This window comes from Streptacidiphilus sp. PAMC 29251 (assembly GCF_054208735.2).
The window spans coordinates 7,623,756-7,649,849 of the sequence record NZ_CM135725.2; the positions used below are offsets into that span (position 1 = coordinate 7,623,756).

Consider the following 26,094-nt stretch of genomic DNA (forward strand, 5'->3'; position numbering starts at 1 on the left):
TCTACTCGCCCCGGTTCTGCTCGATCGAACTGAAGCGGTTGATGGCGAGCAGGTGCTTCGCCCGGAGCTCGTGGTCGCGGACGCCCAGGCCCTCGGTGGGGGCAAGGCAGAGCACGCCGACCTTGCCCTGGTGCAGGTTGTGGTGCACGTCCAGCGCGGCCTGGCCGGACTCCTCCAGGCGGTACGTCTTCGACAGGGTGGGGTGGATCTTCCCCTTGGCGATCAGCCGGTTCGCCTCCCACGCCTCGCGGTAGTTGGCGAAGTGCGAGCCGACGATGCGCTTCAGCGACATCCAGAGGTAGCGGTTGTCGTACTGGTGCATGTAGCCGCTGGTCGAGGCACAGGTGACGATGGTGCCGCCCTTGCGGGTGACGTAGACGCTGGCGCCGAAGGTCTCCCGGCCCGGGTGCTCGAAGACGATGTCGACGTCCTCGCCGCCGGTCAGCTCGCGGATCCGGCCGCCGAGCCGCTTCCACTCGCGCGGGTCCTGGTTGTTCTCGTCCTTCCAGAACTTGTAGCCCTCGGCGCTGCGGTCGATGATCGCCTCGGCGCCCATCGCCCGGCAGATGTCGGCCTTGGCGTCGTTGGAGACCACACAGATCGGCGTCGCACCGCCGGCCAGCGCGTACTGGGTCGCGTACGAGCCGAGGCCGCCGCTGGCGCCCCAGATCAGCACGTTGTCGCCCTGCTTCATGCCGGCCCCGTTGCGGGAGACCAGCTGCCGGTAGGCGGTGGAGTTCACCAGCCCCGGCGAGGCGGCCTCCTCCCAGGTGAGGTGGGCCGGCTTGGGCATCAGCTGGTTGGACTTGACCAGGGCGATCTCGGCCAGGCCGCCGAAGTTGGTCTCGAAGCCCCAGATCCGCTGCTCCGGGTCCATCATCGTGTCGTTGTGGCCGTCCGAGCTCTCCAGCTCCACGCTCAGGCAGTGCGCGACGACCTCGTCGCCGGGCTTCCAGGCGTGCACCCCGGGGCCGGTCCGCAGGACCACGCCGGCCAGGTCCGAACCCAGCACGTGGTACGGCAGGTTGTGCCGCGCGGACTCCGGCGACAGCTTCCCGTAGCGCTCCAGGAACGAGAAGGTCGAGACCGGCTCGTAGATCGAGCTCCACACGGTGTTGTAGTTGACCGCGCTGGCCATCACCGCGACCAGGGCCTCGCCCGGACCGAGTTCCGGCACGGCGACCTCGTCCAGGTGCAGCGACTTGCGGGGGTCCTTGTCACGACTGTCCAGGCCGGCGAACATCTGCTCTTCGTCCTTGTGGAGCGTGACCGCCCGGTAGGACTCGGGGACGGGGAGCGCGGCGAAATCGGCCGGGCTCGCCTCCCCGCTGGTGATCGCTTCGAGGATGCTCTTCATCGCTGGGGCCTTCATGGCTGCCTCCGACGGCTTCCCCGCTGAGGGGTGCGGGGATGTCTGATGGGGGGCACCGGGCACGGACACCGGTGTGTGGACGGGAAGGGGGGTGGCGCTTCAGTCGCATGGAGTAATGCGGGGCCGAACCGCTCGCGCAGGGGTGTCGCGCGGGCCCTGGGCATGGCGCGCCAGGGTGGGGAGCCGCGGCGCCGCGACCAGTGGGTAACAACGTACTGGCACGCCGTGCCACTCGTAAAGACACTGCGTGCCATGATTTTCGCCGGGAGACACGTGAGCGTCATCACGTCGCAACATCTACCCCGAGAAGCACGCAGGCCCACCCCGACGCGCCGGGATGGGCCTGTCTGTTCGCCTTTGGCTGTGCTCTTGACCAGTGTTTACGCCGCTAGCGGGCGCCCAGGGCGAGCTTGATGCTCTGCAGCACCTCGTCCAGCGGGGCGTCGGTACGGGCCACGGTGATCAGCACCTCACCCGAGGGAGTGGCACTCACGGCGCTCTCGACGGCACTGCCGAGGGTTTCCGCCGAGCCCTTGATGGCACTGCGTGCCACCTGGGGTGCCTGCCGCTGGGTTTGGGTCTGGGCCTGGGGCTGGGCCTGGGAGGCGCCGCCCCAGAAGGTCCGCCGGATCACCTCGAAGGCATGGTCCAGCTGGGGCTCCACATCGCCCCCGCCGCCCGAGCGCAGCCAGCGCCGCAGCACGTGGTTGTGCGCCGCGACCACGGCCGCCGCGGACACCTCCGCCAGCATCGCGTCGTCGCCGACGCCCCGCTCCCAGCCGCCCGAGCTCTGCCCGGCCGTGTCGAACCGGCCCAGCAGATAGCGGGTGAACAGCCGCTCGTACCGGGCCACCACCGCGATCTCGCGCTCGCGCAGCGTCGGCACCTGCCGGATCAGCCGGTAGCGGGCCACCGAGACGCCGGGGGTGGCCGCGTACATCCGCAGCACCTCCTTGATCCCCTGGCACACCACGTCCAGCGGGTGCTCGGCCGGATCCGCCCCGGCCAGCAGGTCCGCCACCCGGATCAGGGTGTCGTCGTGGTCCGGGAAGATCGCCTCCTCCTTGGACCGGAAGTAGCGGAAGAAGGTACGCCGGGCCACGCCCGCTGCCGCGGCGATCTGATCGACCGTCGTCTCCTCGTAGCCCTGGTTGGCGAACAGCTCCATCGCCGCCGCCGCCAGGTCCTGGCGCATCTGCTGCCGCTGCGCCGTGACCTTGCGCGGACTCCCGTTGGCCTGCTCGGCCGGTACCGCTGGTGTGGCCTGTGTGTCTGCCCCGCTCATGACGCGAACGCTACACGCCGACCGGGGCCGTACGGGCGCGGTCACCTGCGTGCGTGGTCGCGGAAGCCACGTCCGGTCTTGCGACCCAGGCAGCCGGCCGCCACCAGGTGCTCCAGCAGCGGGGCCGGAGCCAGCCCCGGCTCGCGGAACTCGCCGTGCAGCACCTTCTCGATGGTCAGCGACACATCCAGGCCGACCACGTCCAGCAGTGCGAACGGGCCCATCGGGTAGCCGCAGCCCAGCCGCATCGCGGTGTCCACGTCGTCGACCGAGGCGTAGTGCTCCTCGACCATCCGCACCGCGTCGTTGAGGTAGGGGAACAGCAGCGCGTTGACGATGAACCCGGCCCGGTCGCCGCACTCCACCGGGTGCTTGCGCACCTTGGCACAGACCTCCAGCACCGTCGCCGTGACGTCCTCGCCGGTCAGCACCGTGCTGACCACCTCGACCAGCCGCATCGCCGGCGCCGGGTTGAAGAAGTGCATCCCGACCACGTCGCGCGGCCGGCCGGTCGCCGTCGCGCACTGGATCACCGGCAGGCTGGACGTGGTGGTCGCCAGCACCGCGCCGGGGCGGCAGATCTTGTCCAGCGTCGCGAACAGCTCGCGCTTCACCGCCAGATCCTCGGCCACCGCCTCCAGCACCAGATCCGCGTCCGCCAGCGCCTCCAGCGAGCCGGACGGGGTGACCCGCGCCAGCGCCGCGTCCCGGTCCGCCCCGCTCAGCCGGCCCTTGTCGACCATGCGGGCCAGCGACTTCGCCAGCCCGGCCAGGGCCCGGTCCGCCTTCTCCTGGCTACGGGCGACCAGGGTGACCTGGTAGCCGGCCTTGGCGAACACCTCGGCGATGCCGGTCGCCATCGTCCCCGAGCCGCACACCCCGACGCTGCGGACGTCCCGTCCGACCGGCCCGGGCCGCGTGACCTGCTGCTCCGCGACGACCTGCGAGGAACCCGGGGCCGCGTAGGTGTAGAAGCCGCGCCCGGTCTTGCGTCCCAGCAGCCCGGCCGCCGCGAGCTGCCCCAGGATCGGGGCCGGGGCGTGCAGCCGGTCGTGCGACTGCTCGTACATCGCCTCCAGGACGGTCTTCGCGGTGTCCACGCCGATCAGGTCCAGCAGCGCCAGCGGTCCCATCGGCAGCCCGCAGCCGAACCGCATCGCCGCGTCGATGTCCTCGCGGGTGGCATAGCGCGACTCGAACATCGCGGCGGCCTGGTTGAGGTAGGCGAACAGCAGCCCGTTCACGATGAAGCCGGCCCGGTCGCCCGCCAGCACCGGCGACTTGCCCAGGCTGCGACTGAACCCGGCGGCGGCCTCGGCCACATCGGTGCTGGTCAGCACCGTGCGGACGACCTCGACCAGCTCCATCACCGGGGCCGGGTTGAAGAAGTGCAGCCCGACCACCCGCTCCGGGCGCTGGGTCGCCGCCGCGATCCTGGTCACCGACAGCGCGGTGGTGCCGGTGGCCAGGACGGTTCCGGCCGGGCAGATCCGGTCCAGCTCGGCGAACAGCTCCCGCTTCAGCTCCAGCTGCTCCGGGATCTCCTCGATCACCAGCTGCGCCTCGGCGGCGGCGGCCAGGTCGTGGGTGACGTAATCGATCCGCGCCAGCAGCGCGGTGCGCTCCTCGGCGGTGATCCTGGCCCGCTCGACGGAGTGCGCGGTCGACTCCTCGATCCGCCGCAGGGCCGCTTCGGCGGCGGCGGCGTCCAGCTCGATGCCGATCACCCGGCGTCCGCTGCGCGCGGTGATCTCGGCGATACCGGCGCCCATGGTGCCCAGGCCGACCACGGCGACGACGGGGAAGGGGGAGGTGGGGGCGTCGGGGGCGGGTTCTGTGGCAGGGGTTTGCTCAGTCTGATCGTTCACGGAGGAACTCCTCGGGGAGCGCCGCGCCCGTCACTGTGCTCGGACGGTCACGCGGCAGATGAGATGAGGGGAGTGACACGGCGCGACTGAGGTCACCGTGTGAAACGTACGCCTCGGCAGGGTGGACGATGCGTCGCCAGGCCAGTGGCAAAAGGGGGGAACAAAACCAACCCGTCGCTGCGGCTCCCGACGCGGACTGGGTGGTTGGGTCACCATACCCGCCCTACCCGCAGGTAGGAAGGGGGGTCGGAGGGAGTGTCGGAGGGAGTGTCGGAAGGGGCGCCGGAAATCCACGGGCTTTTTGAGCCCGACCGGTACTACGTTCGATCACATGTCGACAACAGGGGCCTTCCTGCCCGGCCTGGAACTCTGCGGACTCTTCTACACCGAGGCGGTCCGGCCGCTGCTGGACGCCGAGTACCCAGGCCTGCCGCACACCGCGGCCCGGATCGGCGGCGGGTCGGAGGTGCTGGGCTTCGACACCGAGCGCTCGCCCGACCACGAGTGGGGCCCGCAGCTCCAGCTCTTCCTCGGCGCGGAGGATCTGGCCCGGCACGGCGCGGCCATCAGTGCGCTGCTCTCCGCGCGGCTGCCCACCTCGGTCCGCGGCTGGCCCACCCACTTCGCCCCGCCGGGGGCGCGGGTCCGGGTGATGACGCCGACCACGGCAGGACCAGTGGACCACCGGGTCGCCATCGCCGAGACGGGGGACTGGCTCACCGGCTGCCTCGGCTTCGACCCCGGGGCCGGGGCGGGGACCGGGGCTGGGGTCGGGGTCACTGCTGGGGTCGGCCTGCTCGACTGGCTCGCCACTCCCGGCCAGCGGCTGCTCGAAGCCACCGCGGGCGCCGTCTACCACGACGGCCTCGGCCGGCTCACTGCCGCGCGGACGGCCCTCGCCTGGTATCCGGACGACGTCTGGCGCTACCTCCTCGCCGCGCAGTGGCTGCGGATCGCCCAGGAGGAGGCCTTCGTCGGCCGCACCGCCGAGGTCGGCGACGATCTCGGCAGCCGGGTGGTCGCCGCGCGGCTCGCCCGCGAGGTCATCCGGCTCTGCCTGCTGCTGGCCCGCCGCTACGCCCCGTACAGCAAGTGGCTCGGCACGGCCTTGGCCCGGCTTCCGGAGGCGGAGTTCCCGGAGGCGGCCCCGATCGCCGAAGCGCTGGGCGCTGCGCTTGCCGCGGACGGCGCGGCGGACCGGCAGCTGGGCGTGGTGGAGGCCTGCAGCCTGGCCGGCGAGTGGCAGAACCGGCTGGAGATCTGCGCGCCGGTCGACCCCTCGATGCGCCCCTACTTCGACCGCCCGTTCCCCGTGGTCGACGCCAACCGCTTCACGGTCGCCCTGGCCTCAGCCATCACCGACCCGGCGGTCGGCGCGCTCCCGCGCTTGGGCGCGGTCGACCAGTTCGCCGACGGGACGGACGCCTTGGCCGACGTCGCACGCTGCCGGGCGCTGGTCGCGGCGGCGCTGGGGGTTCGGGGGGTGTAGCCGCGGGGGGGGTGTGCTGGCGCGGCGTGCCTGGGTGGGGTCGGCCTTGTCAGCGGGGCGGCTCCGCGCCGTCTCGCGTCTCCGACGCAAAGCGGCCAACTACGCGGGCGGAGGGGGCGCGGGGCGGGGCGTCGGCGGAGCCACCGCTCAGCCGTCGGCCAGCGACGGGCCCCGGGCCCGCCACCGGGGGCGAAGCCCCGGTCCACAAACGCGCACGGGGAGCACGGGATCGGGACGGGGGCTCAGCCGCAGACCCGCCCCGCACCCGCCCGCGGAGTCGCCCCCGTCAGCCGACAGGCCCGCTCCGCCAAAGAGTGAGCCGGCGCCACGCGGCGAGCCCGTCCGGCACCCAGTCCCAGTCCTGCAGACGTTCAGTCACCTGATCGACCGTCAGGAAGTCGTGCCAGGCGACCTCCTCGACCTGCGGGTTGACCTTGCCGCTGACCCGGGCCTCGTAGACGGCGGACCACCAGGTGTGGTCGGGGGAGTCGTAGAGGAAGCGGAACAGCGGGGTCGGGGCCAGGCCGCTGACGCCCAACTCCTCCTCGGCCTCGCGCTTCGCCGCCTCGTCGTAGCTCTCGCCCGCGCCGACGACGCCGCCCACGAACATGTCGTGCAGGGAGGGGAAGACCAGCTTCTCCGCGGTGCGGCGGTGGACGAAGATCCGGTCCTCGGCGTCCCTGGCCAGGATGAAGACGCAGCGGTGCCGCATCCTTCGCGCGGTGGCCTCGCCGCGCAGGGCCTGGCCGACCACATTGTCCTCGGCGTCCACGATGTCGAGGAGTTCGTCCGCGCTGCGGCCGGAGGAGTGCTGCTGCTGGTCCATCAGACGCACTCCCCAACGGAGTTGGTGGCGCTGGCGAGGACGGCCACCGCGGGGAGGGCCACCAGCCGGGTGCTCCCCGGTTCCGCATAGGGCGCGACCAGCCGGTCGTAGCGCCGCTTGATCGCGGCGGTCGTGGTGGGGCCCTGGCGGGCGATGAGCGAGCCGGTCAACGGGGTGCCGGCGACGACGGAGGCCCACCAGCTGTCGGGGTCGACGCGGTGCAGCCACTCGACGCGCGCGGCGGAGACCCCGTCCAGGCCCGTGTCCCGCAGCAGCGCGGCGAACGCCGCCGTCCGGTCCTCGGCGTCGGCGAGGAAGAGGCCCGAGGAGGGCAGGTCAGGCGGGTAGGGGATGCCGGCCGCGGCGATCGCCTCGCCGAAGACGGCGGTGGCCCGCATCGGGATCCGCTCCCAGCAGGTCAGCGCCAGCCGTCCGCCGGGACGCAGCACCCGGCGCAGCTCGGTCACCCCGGCTGCCGGGTTGCCGAGGTGGTTGATCACGAAGTTGCCCACCACCGCGTCGAACGAGGCGTCCGGGAAGGGCAGTTCGGGCAGTACGGCGACCTGGACGTCCGCGCCGGGGCAGGCCTCCGCCGCGTGGGCGGCCATCTCCGGGGAGGCGTCCACGGCGGTCACCCGTGCGCCGCGCGCCAGCGCGGCGGCGGCGACCACGCCGGGGCCGGTGCCGACGTCGAGGACGGTGCTCCCGGCGGTGACCCCCGCCGCGTCCAGCAGCGGGGCGACGGTGTGGGCGGTCAACCGGGCGAAGCCCGCCTGGTAGGCGTCGCTGCGTCCGGTCCAGCCCCTGCGTTCGAATGCGTCGAAGGTGGTGGCGTCCCAGGTCGTGGTCATGGGGGACATCCTTGCAGAGCCCCCGGGACCCCGGTTTGGTCGGTGCGGCTGCCGGTGGTTGGCTTGGCGCTACGAAAGTGAACGCACGTCGATCAGGAGGAGTACGACCATGGGCCAGGTTTACGCGGTCACCGAGCGGGTCTTCGACGCCCCGCCGGAGCAGGTCTTCGACGCGCTGGCCGACTACCAGAACACCCGTGCGGGGCTGCTGCCCCCGCAGTACAGCGAGTACGAGGTGCGCGAGGGCGGCAAGGGCGCGGGCACGGTCGTCCACTGGAAGCTGCAGGCCACCGAGAAGCGGGTGCGCGACTGCCTGTTCACGGTGACCGAGCCGTCGCCGGGCCGACTGGTGGAGACGGACGCCAACTCCAGCCTGGTGATCACCTGGACGGTGACCCCGGCCGGCGAGGGCAGGTCCAAGGCCCTGGTCGAGGCGACCTGGACGGGTGCCACCGGCATCGGCGGCTTCTTCGAGCGCACGTTCGCGCCGAAGGGGTACAGCAGGATCCACGACCAGGTGCTGGAGAAGCTGGCCGCGACGGTCTGATCCCCCAGCGGTCAGGTATGACGGGTACTACCCGTGGCCTCCGAGCAGCCGCGCGGCTTCCGCCGCCAGCTGCTCGGGGGGCGGGCCGACGTCCAGGACGGTGCCGTGCTCGTCCGGGGCGAGCGGTTCCAGCGCGGCGTACTGGGAGTCCAGCAGTGACGGCGGCATGAAGTGGCCGCTGCGCCCGGCGATCCGGGCGGCGACCAGCTCATGGCTGCCGGACAGGTGCAGGAAGTGGATGTCCGGGCAGGCCGCGCGCAGCGTGTCGCGGTGCCGTCGGGCGAGTGCGGAGCAGGTGATCACGCCGCCGCTGCCGTCCTTGGCCCGTTCGGCGAGCCACTCGCCTAGGGCCCGCAGCCAGGGCAGCCGGTCGGCGTCGTCCAGCGGCGTCCCGGCCCGCATCTTGGCGATGTTGGCGGCCGAGTGGAAGTCGTCGGCCTCGGCGTAGGGCAGGCCGAGGCGTTCGGCGAGCAGGACGGCCACGGTGGTCTTGCCGACCCCGGACACCCCCATCACCACGATGCAGAGCGGTTCGGTGAGCTGTTCGGCCAGCGGTTCGTTCATGCGATGCGGTCCCAGGCGTCCGGACGGATCGGGTCGAGGAAGGGTATCCCCTCGGTCCAGCGTTCCAGCTCGTCCAGGGCGAAGTCGGCCATCCGCCGCAGCTCGTTGCCCATGGAGCCGGCGATGTGCGGGGTGAGCAGCACGTTCGGCAGGTCGTAGAGCGGGGACGCGGCGGGCAGCACCTCGGGGGAGGTGACGTCCAGGACCGCGTCCAGGCGGCCGGAGACCAACTCCTGCTCCAGCGCTGCCTGGTCGACCAGCGCGCCCCTGGCTGTGTTGATCAGCGTCGCCCGGTCCGGCATGGACGCCAGCAGGGCGCGCGAGACCAGGCCCTCGGTGCTGGGCAGCCAGGGCGCGTGCACGCTGACCACGTGGCTGCTGCGGAACAGCTCCGGCAGCGGGGTGAGCCGGGCGCCGAGCGCGGTGGCCTGGTCGGCGTCCAGGAACGGGTCGCTGACCAGGACCTCCAGGTCGAACGGCTGGAGCAGTTCGATCACCCGGCGGCCGATCCTGGAGGCGCCGATGATGCCCGCTCGGCGGCGGTAGTTACCCGCGTCGGCGAGCCGGGCGTGCCAGTCGGCGGCGCCGTCGCGGATCCTGCGGTAACTGTCCCTGGCGGGCAGAACCCGTTTGTTGGCGAAGAGGATCGCGGCCAGGGTGTACTCGGCGACCGGGACGGCGTTGGCGGCGGCGGCCGAGGTGACCTGGATGCCGCGCTGCCAGCAGGCCTCGGTGACATGGCCCTTGACCGATCCCGCGGTGTGGATGACGGCCCGCAGCCGGGGCGCGGCCTGCAGCGCCCGCTCGTCGAGCGGCGGGCAGCCCCAGCCGCTGACCAGCACCTCGGCGTCGGCGAGGGCGGCCCGGGCGGCGGGGGTGGCGAAGTCCTCCAGGACCAGCCCGGGGTCGATGTCGACCAGCTCGGTGAGCCGGCGGCGGCCCTCGGCGTCGAAGATCGAGGCGGCGACGGCGGGACGCATGGCCAGCACCGCGCGGGTCACCGGGTCACCGCGGCGGCGGTGGCTGCGGCGCGGGCGACGCTGGCGGCGGTGCCGACCGCGGTGGAGGACCGGATCAGCAGCCTCGGCTGCAGCACGGTCTGCCGGACCGGCAGGTCGCCGAAGCCGCCGAGGCGGTCGAGCAGGGCCGACGCGGCGGTCTGGCCCAGCTCGAACTTCGGCGGCGACACCGCGGTCAGCGGCACCTCGGCGAACGCGGCGACCTCGTCGTCGTAGGCGATCACGGACAGGTCCTCGGGGATCCGGACGCCGTGCGCGCGCAGCCGCTGCAGCAGCAGGATCGCCACCTGGTCGGAGTGGACCAGGACGGCCGTGGTGCCGGAGGCGCGGCAGGAGTGGACGAAGGCGTCGATCGCGGCGTTCCGGTCCGCGTCGTGCTCGTAGCCGAGCACCGGGTCGGAGCGGGAGAGGCCGAGCAGCCGGATCGCCTCGGCATGACCCTCCGTCACCGCGACCGCGGTGGGACTGAACGAGGCGAACAGGGCGACCCCGTCGTGGCCGAGGCCGGCCAGGTACTCGACCGCGCGGTAGGCGCCCTGGCGGTGGTCGCTGAGGACGCACTCGGCGTGGTCGAAGGCGGCCGCCGAGCGCCGCTCGACCAGCACGTACGGCAGGCCGCAGGCGTCCAGCTGCCGACGTACCGGGGCCGGGATCACCGGGCCCTCGGCGGTGGTGACCAGCAGGCCGTCGCAGCCGGAGCTGATCAGGTCGCGCAGCTGGCCGGGGTCGCGGTCGGTGTCGTAGTCGCTGACGCCGAGGATCAGCCGGGCCCCGGCGCGGGTGGCGGCGGTCTGCGCCCCCCGGATCACCTCGGGGAAGTAGTACGTGGTCGAGGGCACCAGCATGCCGATGACGGCGCCCTCGGCCGAGGCCGCGCCGGCCGCGGACGCCGCCGGCGAGCCGGGCGGCAGGACGGCGCCGCCGCGGACCCTGGTCAGCTGCCCCTGCTGCTCCAGCAGCTCCAGATCCCGGCGCACGGTGCCGTCGGAGACCCCGAGCCCGGCGACCACATCGGTCGATCTGACCGCCCCATGGGCGCGCAGCTGTTCCAGTAGGTAGTCATGCCGTTGTTGGGCGAGCACGGTTCCTCCGATCCACTGTCTACTGCGGAAAATAGCAGGTTTCTGAGGTTTCTGTCTGAAGTTGTTGACTGCCTGCGGATTTCTCGGCACGCTGATCGCATTCCGAGCGAGGAGCAGATGTGCCGCACCGCCATCCGGCCGAGGACCGCGAGCTTTCCCCGTACACCGGGTGGACCAGGGCCCACTGGGAAGGCCTCGCCGACCGGATGCTGACCGCGGTCCGCCCGTACGCGACGCCGCGGCACGCGCTGATCCAGCTGCCCGGGCCGGTCAGCGTCTCCGGCCGGCACAGCGACGGCCTGGAGGGCTATGCCCGCACCTTCCTGCTGGCGGCCTTCCGCATCGCCGGTGCTCGGGGCGGCGGCGGCACCGAGGCACTGGTCGAGCGCTACGCCTCCGGGCTGGCCGCGGGCACGGATCCGGCGTCGCCGGAGCGCTGGCCGCTGATGTCGGAGTGCCACCAGGCCAAGGTGGAGGCCGCCTCCATCGCGCTGGGCCTGCACGAGACCCGGCCCTGGATCTGGGACCGGCTCGACGACAGCGTCCAGCAGCGGGTGGTCGACTGGCTCTCCGAGATGATCGGCGCCGACGTCCCGGACAACAACTGGGTCTGGTTCCAGGCCATCGTCGAGGCCTTCCTGCGCTCGGTCGGCGGCCCCTGGAAGCCGGCCGACCTGGCGCACACCATCGCCCGCACCGAGAGCTGGTACGTCGGCGGCGGCTGGTACGCGGACGGCGCAGGGACCCCGCCGCCGTACCGCAACTTCGACCACTACAGCGGCTGGGCGATGCACCTCTACCCGCTCTGGTACTGCCGGATCTCCGGGGAGGACGCCGAGGCCGGGCTCGCCGACCGCTACCGCGACCGGCTGCGGGACTACCTGACGGACCTGCAGTACCTGGTCGGCGCCGACGGCGCGCCGCTCTACCAGGGCCGCTCGCTCACCTACCGCAACGCCGTCGCGGCACCGTTCTGGGCCGGGGAGATATTCGGCGCCGGCGCGCTGGCCCCCGGTCTGACCCGGCGCATCGGCAGCGGGATGGCCAGGCACTTCACCGACCGCGACGGCCTCGACGACCGTGATCTGCTGTCGCTCGGCTGGTACCGGCCGCATCCGCCGATCCGGCAGAACTACTCGGGACCGGCCTCGCCGTACTGGGCCAGCAAGGGCTTCGCCGGGCTGCTGCTCCCCGCCGACCACCCGACCTGGACCGCCGTAGAGGAGCCGCTGCCGGTCGATCTCGGCGACTTCGTCCGCACCCTGCACGCCCCCGGCTGGGTGGCCAGTGGAACCCGTGCCGACGGCATCGTCCGGATCGCCAACCACGGCGCGGACCACGCGGACGAGGGCCAGGTGAGCCGCGCCGCCTACGACCCGTTCTACTGCCGCTGGGCCTACTCCACCGCGAGCGGTCCCGAGCTCGGCGGCCCGGGGCCGGTCGAGGACGCGGACGGGGTGGTCCAGCCGTCCACGCCGGATCTGGACCTGCCCGGCAGCGGCCCGCTGGACTCGCATGTCGCCCTGGTCGACGCCGAGGGGCGGCCCTCGCACCGCCGCCCGCTGCACCGGCTCGCCGTGGACGGGCCAGGGGCGGAGGCCTCGGCGGCCTCCCGGCACCGGGCCCGTTGGCCGCAGCAGGGGCGGGACGCCACCGACGGGCCGTGGCTGACCACGGCGTCGGTGCTGCACGGGGCCTGGGAGGTCAGGGTGGTCCGGGTGGACGGCGACCCGGCCGGGGCGCGGCTGCGGATCGGCGGCTGGGCGGTGGCCGACGACCTGCCGCCGACCGTGGAGACCGCCGCCGACCGGGCCGCCGTCCACCGCCCGGACGGGCTGCAGGGCGTGGTGGTCGCCCTGCGCGGGCCGTTCCGCGCGGGCGTCCGCGGCTCCACCGGGCTGACCTCGCACGGCCGGCACGCGGCGGTCGGCTACCTGGAGACGCCGGAACCGGCCCAGGAGGGCGGACTCCACGTCGCGGCGATCGCGCTCGGCCGGGAGGTGGGGGAGGCACCGGAGCTGGTCCAGCTCCAGGTCCAGGCGCAGGCGCAGGAAGAGCTGTGGATCCGCTGGTCGGACGGACACCGGGACCGGCTCCCGTTCGGGGCGAACGTTTCTCCGAGGGAATTCCCGCAGGGGTGAACTTTGCCCGCCCGTTGCCGAAGTGTGTTTCGCCATTTATCGACTTGGCGTCACATTCTCGCTGGTAACAGCAATATGTCGATCCATAAGTCGATTTGTGTTCGCTCGAAACGATGGTATGACCAGTTCGAGTGAAGTGCGTGTGCACTGCAATGATCCCTGCCATGTCCGTGACCCAGACGGGCCGCCCGGCCCCGGCAGCATCCGCACCCACCGCCACCGCCTCCACCACCGCCTCCACCACCGCCTCCACCGCCGCAGCCCCCGCCGCACCCGCGGTCCCGGCCGAGGAGGGCGGGCTGACTCCACGTCAGCTCCGGTTGGTGTTCGCCGGGCTGATGACCGCCCTGCTGCTGGCCGCCCTCGACCAGACCATCGTCGCCACCGCGCTCCCGCGCATCGTCGGCGAACTGCACGGCCTGCAGCACATGTCCTGGGTGGTCACCGCCTATCTGCTGGCCTCCACCGTCGGCCTGCCCGTCTACGGCAAGCTCGGTGACCTGTTCGGCCGCAAGTCGGTGTTCCAGTTCGCCATCGTGGTCTTCCTGATCGGCTCGGTGCTCTCCGGCTGGGCGCACAGCATGACCGAGCTGATCGCCTACCGCGCCGTGCAGGGCATCGGCGGCGGCGGGCTGATGATCGGGGTCCAGGCGATCATCGGCGACGTGGTGTCGCCCCGGGCCCGCGGCCGCTACATGGGCCTGATCAGCGCGGTGTTCGGGCTCTCCTCGGTGGCCGGTCCGCTGCTCGGCGGCTGGCTCACCGACGGCCCCGGCTGGCGCTGGTGCTTCTACGTCAACCTCCCGGTCGGCCTGGTCGCCCTGGTCCTCACCGCGGTCGCGCTCAAGCAGCCCGCCCGCGCGGCCGGGGCGGGCCGGCCCAAGCCGAAGCTGGACCTCCTCGGCGCGCTGCTGCTGGCCGCGATCGGCACCTGCCTGGTGCTGGCCACGAGTTGGGGCGGCAGCCAGTACGCCTGGGGCTCCCCGATGATCATCGGGCTGCTGGCCGGCACCCTGCTGGCGCTGGTGCTGTTCCCCTTCGCCGAGCGCCGGGCCAGCGAGCCGGTGATCCCGCTCAGGCTTTTCCGCGACCCGGTGTTCAACGTCAGCGGCGGCATCGGCATCGTGGTCGGCATCGCCCTGTTCGGCGCCGCCAGCTACCTGCCGAGCTTTCTGCAGATGGTCGACGGGGCCAGTGCCACCGCCTCCGGGCTGAAGCTGCTGCCGATGATGGGCGGCATCGTCGTCGCCTCGATCGGCTCGGGCCAGCTGATCAGCCGCACCGGGCGCTACAAGGTCTTCCCCGTGGTCGGCGGGGCGCTCTCCACGGTCGGGATGGGCCTGCTCGGGCTGCTCGACGCGCACAGCTCCTACCTGGTGCAGAGCGTCGCGATGGCGGTGCTCGGACTCGGTGTCGGGCTGGCCCTGCCGGTGCTGGTGCTGGCGGTGCAGAACTCGGTCGCCCCGGCCGACCTGGGCGCCGCCACCTCGGCCAGCAACTACCTGCGCCAGATCGGCGGCTCGGTCGGCGCGGCGGTCTTTGGCACCCTGTTCAGCTCCCGGCTCACCCATGAACTCCAGCACCGGCTCCCGGCCGTGACCAGGGGAACGGGGGCGGGGCCGGCCGCCCCGCCGACCAACTCGATCACCCCGGAGCTGGTCCGCGCGCTGCCGACCCCGCTGCGGCTGGCCTATGTCGACTCCTACGCGGCGGCCATGCCGCGGGTGTTCCTCTACCTGGCGCCGGTCCTGGCGCTGGGCTTCCTGCTCGCCTTCCTGCTCAAGGAGAAACCCTTGGTCACCCACGCGGCCTCCCAGCCCGGCGCCGGCACCGGCGTCGACAGTGCCTTCGCCGACGACCTGCTCACCGACCGTCCGACCACCCGCCTCACCGACAGCCGTCTCACCGACGCCCGCTCCACCGACGCCCGCCTCACCGACCGCCCGATCGGAGACCTCGCCATGGAGGACACCGCAGGTCTGCCGCACCAGTCCGCCCCGCACCTGTCCGCCGCCCCGCACCTGGACACCGCGGGCCTGCCCGGCGCGCCGGGCACCCCGGTCAGCGGCGCGGTCCTCGAGCCGGACCGCACCGGCGTCCCCCGCGCCGTGCTCACCCTGATCGACATGGACGGCCGCCAGGTCGCCCGGGCCGGCAGCGGGCAGGACGGCCGCTGGGCCCTGGCCGCGCCGCGCGGCGGCAACTATGTGCTGATCGCCGCCGCCCCGGGCCACCAGCCGCAGGCGGTGACCGTCACCGTCGGCGGCCGCCCGGTGGATCTGGACGTGGTGCTCGGCGGCACCGGCCGGCTCTCCGGGGCGGTCCGCAGCGCCGAGGGCGCGCCGGTCGCCGACGCCACGGTCACCCTCACCGACGCCCGCGGCGAGGTCGCCGCGACCACCCACGCCGACTCGGACGGGGCGTACCACTTCCGCGACCTGGTCTGCGGCCGCTACACCCTGGCCGTCAGCGCCCGCGCCTACCGCCCGGCCGCGCTCGCGGTGGACGTCGCCGCCAGCGGGGAGACCCGCCAGGACGTGGCGATGGCCGGCAGCGGCACGCTCCGCGGCACCGTCCGGACCAGCGGCGGCCACGCCGTGGTCGACGCCAGGGTGACCCTGCTCGACTCCACCGGCACGGTCGTCGCCGCCGCGACCACCAGCGTGGACGGCCAGTTCCGCTTCACCGACCTGGAACCGGGCGAGTACACCGTGATCGCCAGCGGCTACCCGCCGGTGGCCACCGCGCTGCGGATCGAGGACGGCCACACCGAGCGGGACCTCCACCTCTCGCACCGCCTCGACGACTGAGCGCGGTTCAAGACCGGCCCGCAGAGGGCTATTCGCGCAGAGTTACGGTACGAACTCCAGCGTCACCCGCGCGAGTGGAGTTGCTCCTTCCTGCGGGTGAAGGCGTGCCGCGCGACCGGGTCGGGCACCGTAGGTTGCCCGTCGTGCCCCTGACGATTCTTCATGTGTCCCAACCCGTCGACGGCGGGGTCGCCCGGGTGGTCGTCGACCTGCTGCGGGCGCAGGCCGTGGACGGCCACCGGGTGCTGCTGGCCTGCCCGGCCGGCAGCCCGCTGGCCGCCGCCGCCACGGCGGTCGGCGCCACCGTGCTGCCCTGGGCGGCGGTGCGGTCGCCCGGCGCCGGGCTGCCCGGTGAGGTCACCGCGCTGCGCCGGCTGGTCGCGGAGAGCCGTCCTGACCTGGTCCATCTGCACAGCGCCAAGGCCGGTTTGGCCGGACGGCTGGCGCTGCGCGGGATGCTCCCGACCGTGTTCCAGCCGCACGCCTGGTCCTTCGCCGCGGTCAACGGGCCGATGGCGGTGCTGTCCCGGGTCTGGGAGCGGCAGGCCGTGCGCTGGACCCATCGGCTGCTCTGCGTCAGCGAGGTGGAGCGCTCCGAGGGTGAAGCCGCCGGACTGAGCGGGAGTTGGGCGCTGGCGCCCAACGGCGTCGACCTGGGCCGCTTCGACCCGGCCGGGCTGCCGGCCCGGGGCCGGGCCAGGGAGCTGCTGGGGATCCGCCCCGAGGGCCCGGTCGCGGTCTGCGTCGGCCGGCTCTGCCGGCAGAAGGGCCAGGACGTGCTGCTCCGGGCCTGGGCCGGGGTCTCCGCGGCCGTCCCCGACGCCCGGTTGGTGCTGGTCGGCGACGGTCCTGACCGGGCGGCGCTGGAGGCTCTCGCGGCCGGACTGCCGCGCCCGGGGAGCGTGGTGTTCGCCGGTGCGGTGGAGGATCCCCGCGAGTGGTACGCCGCCGCCGACCTGCTGGTGCTGCCCTCCCGCTGGGAGGGGATGGCGCTGGTCCCGCTGGAGGCGATGGCCTGCGGCAGACCGGTGCTGCTCACCGAGGTGGCCGGTGCCCGTGAGTGCCTGGAGCAGGGTGAGCGGCTCGTCCCGGTGGACGATCCGGTCGCCCTGCGCGAGGCGCTCACGGCCAGGCTCGCCGATCCGGCCGGCTGCGAGGCGGCGGGGGTCAGGGCGCGGGCCCGGATGGTGCGGCAGCACGACGTCAGGGACACCGTCGCCACGGTCGCCGCGATGTATCACGCGGTGCTCGAAGAACGCCGTGTTCCGCGGCCCGCAGCGTCGACATCACCTCAGAGAATGATGTCCGGAAAATCTGACTAATGGTCATCAGTGTGAATGGGCACGTCGGCTGAGAAATCGCCTGCGAGAATTCTGTACTGTCGTATTTGCCTGCTTCATTCCTTTTGCCGCAATTCGACAGGATGATCGGTTTCGGCGGCAGGTGCTACCTCGACCGAGCCGAGGCTTCGGGAGGGATCCGGACCACCGGCACACAGCAGAGGAGTACGTGCGCGGATGACCACCATCGACAACGACGAACTGCCGCGCCCGAGCACCACCAGCGGTCTCGGAACCACGGGCCTGGTCGCGCTGCCGCCCCCGGCCCGGCCCATGGACGCCCTCGCGTCGCCCGGGCCGTTGGCGCGCCGCCGCCGTCCGGACAGCCGCGTCCCCTCCGCGCTGCTGGCCGTGGACGCGCTCGCCGCGCTCGCCGCCCTGGCCGCGGTGGGCTGCGGCAGCCCGTACCGGGTGCTGCTGGCGGCCTGCGGCATCGTCCCGCTGCTGGTGCTGCTGAATTCCGCGGGCGGCCTCTACCGGCTGCGGCTGGCCCCCTCGGTGCTGGACGAGCTGCCCTCGCTGGCCGCCCGCGCCGTCGTCGCCGTCTCCATCGCGCTGACCCTCGACCGCTGCCTGCACGGGCTCTGGCTCTCGGCCGTCCCGGTCGACATCGGGCTGCTCTGCACGCTGATGCTGTGCCACCTCGGCCTGGACGTGCTCGGCCGCGCCTCGCTCTACAGCCTGCTCCGCCGCCGGCGCCGCCGGAACCCCCGGCCCACCCTGGTCGCCGGGGCCGGACACATGGGCCAGCGGGCCGCCGCCGCGCTGCTGGACCACCCCGAGTACGGGCTGCGCCCGGTCGGCTTCATCGACCCCGAGCCGATCTTCCTGCCGGCCGACTCCACGGTCCGGGTCCTCGGCGGCCCCGCCGTGCTCGACCTGGAGATCCCGGCCCAGGGCATCCGCGACGTCATCCTCACCTCCGGCGGGGCGGACGACGCCGAGGTCGCCCAGATCCTGCGGACCAGCGCGCGGCACGGCTGCGAGGTCTGGTTCGTCCCCGGCTTCCCGGAGTTCGGGGCCTTCGAGTACGGGAACCGGCGCACCACGGCGGGGGACCACCTCTGGGGCTTCCCCTTCCTGCGGCTCGGCCCCAGCGCCATGGACCGGCCCTCCTGGGCGGTCAAGCGCGCCAGCGACGCGGTGCTGGCCGGGGCCGGGCTGCTGATGCTCTCGCCGATCCTGGCCGGCTGCGCCCTCGCGGTGCGGATCGACGGCGGGCCCGGGGTGATCTTCCGTCAGGAGCGGGTCGGCCTGGACGGCCGGATCTTCACCGTGCTGAAGTTCCGCAGCCTGCGCCCGGTCAACGAGCAGGAGTCGGCCACCCGCTGGAACATCTCCCAGGACCACCGGATGAGCGGCATCGGCCGCTTCCTGCGTCGCACCTCGCTGGACGAGCTGCCGCAGCTGTGGAACGTGCTGCGCGGGGAGATGAGCCTGGTCGGTCCGCGCCCGGAGCGGCCGTTCTTCGTCACCCGCTTCGCCCAGGCCTACCCGCAGTACCGCGACCGGCACCGGGTGCCGGTCGGCATCACCGGATTTGCCCAGGTCAACGGCCTGCGCGGGGACACCTCGATCGAGGACAGGACCCGCTTCGACAACTACTACATCGAGAGCTGGAGCCTCTGGCAGGACGTCAAGATCCTGTTGCGGACCGTCGCCTCGGTGCTCCAGTCCGACGGGAGCTGATACCGGTGACCCTCCTAGAATCACCCCAGGCCACACAGTCGGCGCAGGCCGCAGAGCCGACGCAGGCACCACTGTCGGCGCCCCCGCAGCCGCGGGCCGCCGCAAGCCCCGCCCGCCGCCCCCGCTGGGTCGCCCTGCGCGCCCTGCTGCGGCGGCCCAGCGGGCTGGCCGCCCTGGTGGTGCTGCTGGTCTGCGTCCCGCCGGGCAACCAGGACGTCTCCGCCGCGGTCCATGTCACTCCGGCCGACGTGGCCTCGCTCGGCCTGGTCGCGCTCTGCGGCTGGCGCGCCGCGGCCGACGTGGCCCGGGGCCGGGTCGGACTGCTGCCGGGCCGGGCCGCCCTGCTGTTCGGGGGCATCCTGGTCGGGGTGGCCGCCGCGGCGATCGCCTCGCAGGACCCGTCCGAGAGCCTCTCCGGGTTCATCCGGATCACCCAGGTCTTCGTCCTGGTCCCGATCGCCCTGATGCTCAGTCTGCGGGACCGCCGCGATCTGGGGCTGGTCCTCGGCGCGCTGCTCACCGCGGCGCTGTTCGAGGGCGGCTTCGGGGTCGAGCAGTACCTCACCGGCACCGGCGCCTCCTACGAGGGCGGCAACATCCGCGCGGTCGGCACCTTCGGCGCCTCGGACGTGATGGCGATGTCCGCCGTCTGCAGCTACGGCCTGCTGGCCGCCCTCGGCCTGGCCCTGGAGGCCCGCGCCGCCGGACGCCGCCGGGCCGCGCTGCTCTACGGGCTGGCGGCGGGGGCCCTGGTGCTGCCGCTCGCGGTGTCCTTCAGCCGGGGCAGCTGGATCGCCACCGGCGTCGCGGTGACCGTCGCGCTGCTGCTCACCGACGTGCGGCTGGCGCTGCGCGGGGCGCTCTACACCACGGCCGCCGCGGTGCTGCTGGTCGGCGGCTTCGGCCTCGGCGGCGCCAGTGTGACCGCCCGGCTGAGCAGTATCACCACCGTGGCCGGGGCCCCGGACCACTCCGTCAGCGACCGCTACGACCTGTGGACCACCGCCGGCCGGATCTGGCGGGACCACCCGGTCACCGGGGTCGGCCCCAAGGAGTTCCCGCAGTTCCGGGACGCCCACGCACCGCTGCGGCTCTCCTCGGGCAGTGACACGGCCGGCGCCGGCGCCGGCTTCGCCCGTGAGCCGCTGCTCTCCCCGCACAACATGTATCTGCTGGTGCTCAGCGAGCAGGGCCTGGTCGGGCTCACCGCCTTCGCCGCGCTGTTCCTGGCGCTGCTGCTCGGCACCGGGCGGCTGGCCCTGCGCGAGCGGCACGGCCCGGGCCGCCGGGCCGGCCTGGGGGCGGCCCTGATCGGGCTGCTGACCTGGCAGCTGGTCGACTTCCTCTACGCCGACATCGGCGGCACCACCACCGTCCTGGTGTCGGTGGTGCTCGGCCTGGCCGCCTGCGGTGCTTTCGCTGCGGAGGCTGCCGCACCGTGACGCTCACCACCCCCCGCCCCACCCATGCGCGCCGCCCGGCGCGCTCCGTCCTCGCGCGCGCGTTCGGGATCACCGCGCTGCTCAGCGCCGGCGGCTCGCTGCTGGGCCTGCTCCGGGATCTGCTGCTGGCCCGCTACTTCGGCGCCGACCAGGGCACCGACGCCTTCCTGGTCTCCTGGACGGTCCCGGAGACGGCCGCGTCGGTGCTGATCGAGGACGCGATGGCGTTCCTGATGGTCCCGGCGTTCAGCCTGGCCATCGCCGCCGCCGCGGCGCCGCGGGTGCCCAACCAGGGGGCCGCGAACCAGACGGCGGCGAACCAGACGGCGCCGAACCAGGACGTGGCGACCCCGGAGGCCGCAGCGGACGCCGCCGAGCGCAGCCGGTTCACCCCGGTCGCCAATCCGGTCGCCGACCTGCTGGCCGCGACCCTCCCACCGCTGGCCGCGCTGCTCGCGGCGATCTCCGCCGCCACCCTGCTCGGCGCCCCGCTGCTGGTCCACCTGCTGGCGCCCGGCCTGGCCGACCCCGGCCTGGCCGTGGTCTGCACCCGGCTGACCGCGCTGACCATCCTGCCGTTCGGGCTGACCGGCTACCTCAGCGCGGGCCTTCGGGCGCACCAGCGCTTCACCGGGCCCGGCGCGGTCTACATCGCCTACAACACCGGCATCCTCGCGGTGATGATGCTGCTGCACGGCAGCCTCGGTGTGCGCGCAGCGGCCGGCGGCGTCGCCCTGGGCAGTGTGCTGATGACCGCGGTGCTGTTGCCGCCGTTCTCCCGGCACTGCGCCCGGCTGCGGCCGCGCCGCCGGACCGCGCGGGGGATCGCGACGCTGGCGGTGAGCCCGTGGGCGCTGCTGCCGATCGCGCTGTTCACCCTCACCCGGCAGTCCCAGGTCTTCATCGAGCGCTACCTCGCCTCCTCGCTGACCCCCGGCACCATCTCCCACCTCAACTACGCGGAGAAGGTCGCCCAGATGGCGATGACCCTGGGCGTGATGGTCTGCACCGTCACCTTCCCGGTGGTCGCCCGGGCGCTCGCCGACGGCGACTTCGAGGCGGCCAGGATCCGGGTGGAGAAGGACCTCGCCGTGGTCGGCGCGGTGGTCCTGGCCGGTACGGCGGTGCTGCTCGCCTGTGCGCCGCAGATCGTCGCGCTGCTGTTCCAGCGCGGAGCGTTCACCGCTCAGGACACCGCCGCCACCGCCTCGGTGATGCGGGTCTACAGCCTGGGGCTGCTCGGCCAGGCGATGGTCGGCACCCTGATCCGGCCCTTCTTCTCGACCCGGCCCGCGGTGGCCTTCGGCGGCGGGACGGCCAGGACCAGGGACCGCAGCGACTGGTTCCCGCTCACCGCGATGGGCCTGGGGCTGCTGGTCACCGGCCTGCTCGGGGTGCTCACCGCGCACCGCTACGGCGCGCTCGGCCTGGCCGCGGCGAACGCCGCCGGGATCACCCTCACCGCGGTGCTGCTGCTGGTGGGGATCAGGGCCAGGGGAGTGGCGCTGCATCTGCGCCCGGTGCTGCTCGGCCAGGCCAGGCTGCTGTTCGCGGCGGCCGTCGCGGCCGTCGCGGCGTACGGGGCCGCGTCGCTGGTCGGCTCGATCCCGGTGGCCGCGGTGCTGCTGGGCGGGCTGACCGCCCCGGTCGTCTTCGTGCTCGCCGCCGCGGCGGTGGGGGAGCCCGCGGTGGCCGCACCGCTGGCAGCGCTCGTCGCCCGGTCGCGGACCCGCGGCCGGCCGGACCAAGGGGAGGGACGGCATGGCCGCTGAACCACTGCAACGGGAGCGCGGGGCCACCCGGAGGGCGCGCGGGGGCCGGCTCCGGCACCACGATCCGCTCGGCGGTCCCGAGGTCTTCGCCGAGCAGGCGCCCTGGACCCTGATGTACCACTCGGTGGACCGCTACCGGGAGGACCCCTACCAGGTCACGGTCACGCCGGAGCGCTTCGCCCAGCAGATGGCCTGGCTCCGCCGGCACGGCCTGCGCGGGGTGGCGCTGGACGAGCTGCTGCGCGCGCACGCGGTGGGCCGCGGCGCCGGTCTGGTCGGGCTGACCTTCGACGACGGCTACGCCGACCTGGCCCGGCACGCGCTGCCGGTGCTGCGGCGGAACGGCTTCACCGCGACCGCGTTCGTGGTGGCGGGGCGGCTCGGCGACCACAACGTCTGGGACAAGGGCCCGCGGAAGCGGCTGCTGAACCGGGACCAGGTCCGCCGGCTCGCCGACGGCGGGGTCGAGATCGGTTCGCACGGCCTGCTGCACCGCTCGCTGCCCGGCCTTCCGGCCGCCGAGCTGATCCAGGAGACCAGGAGCAGCCGCGAGCAGATCGAGGACATCGTCGGCCGCCGGGTCAGCGGTTTCTGCTACCCGTACGGGGCGGTGGACCGGCGGGTCGTCGAGGCGGTCAGGGAGAGCGGCTACACCTACGCCACCGCCATCGCGCACAGTCCGCTGACCGGCCGCTGGGCGCTGCCGCGCTCCTACGTCGGCGAGCGGGACAACGGCTGGCGGCTGCGTGCCAAGCAGGTCAGACACCGGATGCGCGGCCTTCGCGCCCGGTCGGACGAGGAGAGTGCCCGATGAGGATCCTGCATGTCATCACCGGCCTTGCGGCCGGCGGGGCGGAGCAGCAGCTACGGCTGACGCTGCGTCATCTGCCGAAGCGTCAGCACTGCGACGTGGTGACCCTGGAGAACCCGGGCTCGGTGGCCGACGGCCTGCGCGCGGACGGGGTCCGGGTCTTCGACCTGGGCATGCAGGGCAACCGCGACCTGTCCGCGCTGCCCCGGCTGAGCGGTCTGATCCGGCACGGCAACTACGACCTGGTGCACTGCCACCTCTACCGCGCCTGCGTCTACGGGCGGATCGCGGCCCGGCTGGCCGGGGTGCGGACGGTGGTCGCCACCGAGCACTCGCTGCTGGACCACTCCATCGAGGGCCGCCGGATCACCCCGGGCGTCCGCGGCCTCTACCTGGCCACCGAGAAGCTGGGCCGCAGCACCGTGGCCGTGTCCGACTCGGTGGCCGGCCGGCTGGCCGGCTGGGGCATCCCGGCGAACCGGGTCCGGCTGATCCCGAACGGGGTGGACGCCGCCCGCTATTCCCAGCCCGCGCCGGTCCGCGCCGCCACCCGGCAGCACCTGCGCGCCCAACTGGGTCTGCCGCAGGACGCCATGGTGGTCGGCGGCCTGGGCCGACTGGTCCCCGGCAAGCGCTTCGACGTGCTGATCGACGCCCTCGCGCTGCTGCCCGAGGCCGCGGCGAAGGGCCGTGCGGCCTGGCTGCTGCTGGTCGGCGAGGGCAGCGAGCGGGCGGCGCTGGAGCAGCGGGCCCGCGCGGTGGGCGTGGCCCACCGGGTGGTCTTCGCGGGCGAGCGCGACGACGTCCCCGACCTGCTCACGGCCATGGACGTGCTGTGCGCGCCGTCCACGGTGGAGACCTTCGGGCTGGCCCTGCTGGAGGGGCTGGCGGCGGGCCTGCCGGTGCGCTGGTCCTCGGGGCCGGCCCTGACCGAGCTGCCGCCCGAGGCCGCCCCCGGCGCGAGCTGGACCCGCTCCGAACCGGCCGACTACGCCGAGGAGCTGCGCGCGCTCAGCCGCTCCCGGCTCAGCCCGCTGCCGCAGCCGCCGGTGGTCCGGCACTACGACATCGCCCGGCTGGCCGGGGAGCTGGCCACGCTCTACGACGAGCTGGCCGGCGGCTCGCTGGCCCGGCCGCCCGCCCAGCGCTCCGCGTCCACCGCGGTCCCGGTCCCCGTCAACGAACCCGTTCCTGTCAACGAACCCGTCTCAACGAAGGAATCCCGCCATGCCCGACAGTAGCCGCACCGCCGTAGGCAGCCTCCTCCGTCGTTGTTGGCCGCTGGTGGCGGCCGTCCCGCTCGGCGCGGTCTGCGGCGGGGTGTACGCGCTGGTCGCCCCGGTGCAGTACCAGGCCAACGCCTATGTGATGGTCGTCCCGGAGACCACCGGCGACAACTCCACCGCCGTGGACTTCGCCCAGGCCTACGGCCGGGTGATCACCCAGCCGGAGATCCTGCTGGACGCCGCCGCGAGCACCGGGGTGCCGATGGCCGAGCTGACCCCGCTGGTCCAGGCGGTGACCTCGCCCGACGCCCCGATGATCCAGATCACCGGCAGCGCCGGCAGCTCCGCGCGCTCGGCCAAGGAGGCCAACGCGGTGGCCGACTCCCTGGTCAGCTTTGGCAATGCCGCCTCCAAGCAGACCGGGGTGAAGCTGCTGACCTTCGCCGCCGCCGCCCGCCCCGACAGCCCCAGCTCGCCGTCCCGCACCCTGGACGTGGCGATCGGCGCGGCGGCCGGCCTGCTGGTGGGCGGCCTCGGCACGATGGCCCTGCAGTCCCGCGCGGGCAAGGCCGAGCCGGACGGCTCCGCCACGGCGTTCCCGCTGCCCCGCGCCGACGGCGCCGACCCCGTCCCCGACCCGGTCCCGGTCCCGGCCGGCGCTGCCTCCGCTGCCGCCCCCGCTGACGAGGCCGCCGACCCCGCCGAGAGCCGCTCCCGGCGGCACGCGACACAGGGGCGCCGATGAGCCCGACCCGGCTCCGCAGCCGCCCCAGGACCCTCAGGGCTGCCAACACCGGCACCGGCCTCAGGACGGTCCAGCTGATCCGCGACGCCAAGGGCTTCGACGCCCTCGCCGCGGACTGGGACGGCCTGGTCGACCGCTGCTCCTCGGCCACCCCGTTCCAGAGCCACGCCTGGCTCTCCTCCTGGTGGCACTCCTACGGGAAGCCGGGCCGGCTCCGGCTGCTGACAGTACGTCAGGACGGAGTGCTGGTGGCCGCCGCGCCGCTGATGCTCCGTCGGCTGCCCGCCCCGCAGCTGGTCCCGATCGGCGGCGGGCTCAGCGACTTCCTGGACGTCCTGCTGGACGACGACCTCGCCGAGCAGATCGCCCCGGTGCTGGCCCGCGCCCTGGCCGAGCGGCTCCGGCTGACCCGCCCCTGGGCCGTGCTCGACCTGCGTGAGCTGCGCCCCGACGCCGCCGCGCACCGGTTGGCCGCGCACTGGCCGGGGGCCGTCCTGCGGTTCCCCGACTCGCTCTGCCAGCACCTGCCCGGTGTGCCGATGGACGAGGTGCTGGCCCGGCTGCCGGGGCGGACGGCCCAGCGCAGCCGGGCCAAGCTGCGCAAACTGGACAGCGCCGGGGTGGAGACCAGCCTGGTTCCGGCCGAGGGCGTGCCGCAGGCCCTGGCCGAGCTGCTGGCCCTGCACGAACTGCAGTGGCGCGGACGCGGGGTCACCCCGAGCACCTGCGCCCGCGCTTCTCCGAGCACCTCTCCCGTGCGGTGGCCCGCATGGTCGCGGCCGACCGCGCCGTGGTCCGCCGGTACCGCCTCGGCGGTGAGCTGGTGGCCTGCGACCTGACCCTGCTCAGCCCCGGCCTGGCCGCGCTCTATGTGTACGGGGCGCACCCGGAGGCGCGGGAGCGGGTCGATGTCGCCGGGATGCTGTTCCGGGAGAACCTGGCGCATGCCGCGGCCACCGGCCGGGGCGAGCTCAGCCTGCTCCGCGGGGACGAGCCGTACAAGCAGCGCTGGCGGCCCGACCAGGTCCGCAATGAGCGGCTGCTGCTGGGCGGCGGTCCGGCGGTCGCGGTGCACGGGGCGGCGATCCGGCTGCGTGCCTCGGCCGTGCGCGGGCTGAAGGAGCGCGCGCCCTGGCTGGTCGGGGCCCGCTGCCGGCTGCGCGAGCTGCGGACGCCGACGGACTGACCCGGGGCCGACCCAGGATGACCCGGGGC

Annotated in this window: 21 protein-coding genes; 13 read left to right on the plus strand and 8 right to left on the minus strand. The window is 73.8% G+C overall.

Annotation, left to right across the window (positions count from 1 at the left end):
• Window position 1 precedes the first annotated feature (1 nt).
• The 3 genes from ccrA to ACXKR8_RS36070 form a co-directional block, all read right to left on the minus strand.
• Entirely contained in the window at window positions 2–1,357 is a 1,356-nt protein-coding gene (ccrA, locus tag ACXKR8_RS36060; RefSeq protein WP_458275179.1) for a crotonyl-CoA carboxylase/reductase, read from the minus strand.
• A 403-nt stretch (window positions 1,358–1,760) separates the two neighbouring features.
• Window positions 1,761–2,657 (minus strand): TetR family transcriptional regulator, encoded by an 897-nt coding sequence (locus ACXKR8_RS36065; protein WP_458268752.1) that lies wholly within the window; start codon window positions 2,655–2,657, stop codon window positions 1,761–1,763.
• Between the two features lie 41 nt (window positions 2,658–2,698).
• A complete protein-coding gene (locus ACXKR8_RS36070; RefSeq protein WP_462099963.1) occupies window positions 2,699–4,525 on the minus strand; it encodes a 3-hydroxyacyl-CoA dehydrogenase family protein in 1,827 nt (608 codons plus the stop codon).
• Window positions 4,526–4,856: 331 nt separating this feature from the next.
• On the opposite strand from ACXKR8_RS36070, the gene ACXKR8_RS36075 reads away from it, so the two are divergent.
• Window positions 4,857–6,014 (plus strand): DUF4037 domain-containing protein, encoded by a 1,158-nt coding sequence (locus ACXKR8_RS36075; RefSeq protein ID WP_458268754.1) that lies wholly within the window; start codon window positions 4,857–4,859, stop codon window positions 6,012–6,014.
• 286 nt (window positions 6,015–6,300) lie between these two features.
• Here ACXKR8_RS36075 and ACXKR8_RS36080 read toward each other — a convergent pair whose 3' ends face one another.
• Window positions 6,301–6,840: an NUDIX hydrolase gene (locus tag ACXKR8_RS36080; protein WP_458268755.1), complete on the minus strand. Its 540-nt coding sequence runs from the start codon at window positions 6,838–6,840 to the stop codon at window positions 6,301–6,303.
• Entirely contained in the window at window positions 6,840–7,691 is an 852-nt protein-coding gene (locus ACXKR8_RS36085; protein WP_458268756.1) for a class I SAM-dependent methyltransferase, read from the minus strand. Before ACXKR8_RS36085 ends, ACXKR8_RS36080 begins: the two co-directional genes overlap by 1 nt.
• 109 nt (window positions 7,692–7,800) lie before the next feature.
• Here ACXKR8_RS36085 and ACXKR8_RS36090 point away from each other — a divergent pair, with 109 nt between their 5' ends.
• On the plus strand, window positions 7,801–8,238 hold the full coding sequence (locus ACXKR8_RS36090) for an SRPBCC family protein (protein WP_458268757.1): 438 nt from the start codon (window positions 7,801–7,803) through the stop codon (window positions 8,236–8,238).
• A 27-nt stretch (window positions 8,239–8,265) separates the two neighbouring features.
• Here the strand turns inward: ACXKR8_RS36090 and ACXKR8_RS36095 are convergent, their stop codons facing one another.
• The 3 genes from ACXKR8_RS36095 to ACXKR8_RS36105 are packed head-to-tail and all read right to left on the minus strand — an operon-like array spanning window position 8,266 to window position 10,903.
• Window positions 8,266–8,802 (minus strand): gluconokinase, encoded by a 537-nt coding sequence (locus tag ACXKR8_RS36095; RefSeq protein WP_458268758.1) that lies wholly within the window; start codon window positions 8,800–8,802, stop codon window positions 8,266–8,268.
• On the minus strand, window positions 8,799–9,782 hold the full coding sequence (locus ACXKR8_RS36100; RefSeq protein WP_458275180.1) for a hydroxyacid dehydrogenase: 984 nt from the start codon (window positions 9,780–9,782) through the stop codon (window positions 8,799–8,801). The genes ACXKR8_RS36095 and ACXKR8_RS36100 overlap by 4 nt, the downstream gene beginning before the upstream one ends.
• A 17-nt stretch (window positions 9,783–9,799) precedes the next feature.
• Window positions 9,800–10,903 carry a substrate-binding domain-containing protein gene (locus ACXKR8_RS36105; protein ID WP_458268759.1) on the minus strand — a complete coding sequence of 368 codons (1,104 nt, stop codon included), beginning with the start codon at window positions 10,901–10,903 and terminating at the stop codon, window positions 9,800–9,802.
• Window positions 10,904–11,022: 119 nt separating this feature from the next.
• Between ACXKR8_RS36105 and ACXKR8_RS36110 the strand changes: the two genes are divergently transcribed.
• The 11 genes from ACXKR8_RS36110 (at window position 11,023) to ACXKR8_RS36160 (ending at window position 26,065) form a co-directional block, all read left to right on the plus strand.
• Complete coding sequence (locus ACXKR8_RS36110; RefSeq protein WP_458268760.1) at window positions 11,023–13,044, plus strand: DUF2264 domain-containing protein; 2,022 nt, start codon at window positions 11,023–11,025, stop codon at window positions 13,042–13,044.
• Window positions 13,045–13,208: 164 nt separating this feature from the next.
• Entirely contained in the window at window positions 13,209–15,854 is a 2,646-nt protein-coding gene (locus ACXKR8_RS36115; RefSeq protein WP_458268761.1) for an MFS transporter, read from the plus strand.
• Between the two features lie 155 nt (window positions 15,855–16,009).
• Entirely contained in the window at window positions 16,010–17,176 is a 1,167-nt protein-coding gene (locus ACXKR8_RS36120) for a glycosyltransferase (RefSeq protein ID WP_458275181.1), read from the plus strand.
• 195 nt (window positions 17,177–17,371) lie between these two features.
• Entirely contained in the window at window positions 17,372–18,883 is a 1,512-nt protein-coding gene (locus ACXKR8_RS36125; RefSeq protein WP_458268762.1) for a sugar transferase, read from the plus strand.
• 5 nt (window positions 18,884–18,888) lie between these two features.
• Window positions 18,889–20,325, plus strand: a complete 1,437-nt coding sequence (locus ACXKR8_RS36130; protein ID WP_458268763.1) for an O-antigen ligase family protein — start codon at window positions 18,889–18,891, stop codon at window positions 20,323–20,325.
• Entirely contained in the window at window positions 20,322–22,097 is a 1,776-nt protein-coding gene (locus ACXKR8_RS36135; protein ID WP_458268764.1) for a lipid II flippase MurJ, read from the plus strand. The genes ACXKR8_RS36130 and ACXKR8_RS36135 overlap by 4 nt, the downstream gene beginning before the upstream one ends.
• Window positions 22,087–22,911 carry a polysaccharide deacetylase family protein gene (locus tag ACXKR8_RS36140; RefSeq protein ID WP_458268765.1) on the plus strand — a complete coding sequence of 275 codons (825 nt, stop codon included), beginning with the start codon at window positions 22,087–22,089 and terminating at the stop codon, window positions 22,909–22,911. Before ACXKR8_RS36135 ends, ACXKR8_RS36140 begins: the two co-directional genes overlap by 11 nt.
• Entirely contained in the window at window positions 22,908–24,149 is a 1,242-nt protein-coding gene (locus ACXKR8_RS36145) for a glycosyltransferase (RefSeq protein ID WP_458268766.1), read from the plus strand. Before ACXKR8_RS36140 ends, ACXKR8_RS36145 begins: the two co-directional genes overlap by 4 nt.
• Window positions 24,136–24,879: a YveK family protein gene (locus ACXKR8_RS36150; protein WP_458268767.1), complete on the plus strand. Its 744-nt coding sequence runs from the start codon at window positions 24,136–24,138 to the stop codon at window positions 24,877–24,879. Before ACXKR8_RS36145 ends, ACXKR8_RS36150 begins: the two co-directional genes overlap by 14 nt.
• Complete coding sequence (locus tag ACXKR8_RS36155; protein WP_462099964.1) at window positions 24,876–25,718, plus strand: GNAT family N-acetyltransferase; 843 nt, start codon at window positions 24,876–24,878, stop codon at window positions 25,716–25,718. The genes ACXKR8_RS36150 and ACXKR8_RS36155 overlap by 4 nt, the downstream gene beginning before the upstream one ends.
• Window positions 25,604–26,065: a GNAT family N-acetyltransferase gene (locus ACXKR8_RS36160; protein WP_462100713.1), complete on the plus strand. Its 462-nt coding sequence runs from the start codon at window positions 25,604–25,606 to the stop codon at window positions 26,063–26,065. Before ACXKR8_RS36155 ends, ACXKR8_RS36160 begins: the two co-directional genes overlap by 115 nt.
• Window positions 26,066–26,094: the final 29 nt, after the last annotated feature.

Excerpts from the sequence above, each read along its gene's own strand:
- ccrA (WP_458275179.1), bottom strand. The coding sequence starts at position 1,357 with ATGAAGAGCATCCTCGAAGCGATCACCAGCGGGGAGGCGAGCCCGGCC.
- ACXKR8_RS36065 (WP_458268752.1), bottom strand. The coding sequence starts at position 2,657 with ATGAGCGGGGCAGACACACAGGCCACACCAGCGGTACCGGCCGAGCAG.
- ACXKR8_RS36075 (WP_458268754.1), top strand. The coding sequence starts at position 4,857 with ATGTCGACAACAGGGGCCTTCCTGCCCGGCCTGGAACTCTGCGGACTC.
- ACXKR8_RS36080 (WP_458268755.1), bottom strand. The coding sequence starts at position 6,840 with ATGGACCAGCAGCAGCACTCCTCCGGCCGCAGCGCGGACGAACTCCTC.
- ACXKR8_RS36085 (WP_458268756.1), bottom strand. The coding sequence starts at position 7,691 with ATGACCACGACCTGGGACGCCACCACCTTCGACGCATTCGAACGCAGG.
- ACXKR8_RS36090 (WP_458268757.1), top strand. The coding sequence starts at position 7,801 with ATGGGCCAGGTTTACGCGGTCACCGAGCGGGTCTTCGACGCCCCGCCG.
- ACXKR8_RS36095 (WP_458268758.1), bottom strand. The coding sequence starts at position 8,802 with ATGAACGAACCGCTGGCCGAACAGCTCACCGAACCGCTCTGCATCGTG.
- ACXKR8_RS36100 (WP_458275180.1), bottom strand. The coding sequence starts at position 9,782 with ATGCGTCCCGCCGTCGCCGCCTCGATCTTCGACGCCGAGGGCCGCCGC.
- ACXKR8_RS36115 (WP_458268761.1), top strand. The coding sequence starts at position 13,209 with ATGTCCGTGACCCAGACGGGCCGCCCGGCCCCGGCAGCATCCGCACCC.
- ACXKR8_RS36125 (WP_458268762.1), top strand. The coding sequence starts at position 17,372 with ATGACCACCATCGACAACGACGAACTGCCGCGCCCGAGCACCACCAGC.
- ACXKR8_RS36140 (WP_458268765.1), top strand. The coding sequence starts at position 22,087 with ATGGCCGCTGAACCACTGCAACGGGAGCGCGGGGCCACCCGGAGGGCG.
- ACXKR8_RS36145 (WP_458268766.1), top strand. The coding sequence starts at position 22,908 with ATGAGGATCCTGCATGTCATCACCGGCCTTGCGGCCGGCGGGGCGGAG.
- ACXKR8_RS36150 (WP_458268767.1), top strand. The coding sequence starts at position 24,136 with ATGCCCGACAGTAGCCGCACCGCCGTAGGCAGCCTCCTCCGTCGTTGT.
- ACXKR8_RS36155 (WP_462099964.1), top strand. The coding sequence starts at position 24,876 with ATGAGCCCGACCCGGCTCCGCAGCCGCCCCAGGACCCTCAGGGCTGCC.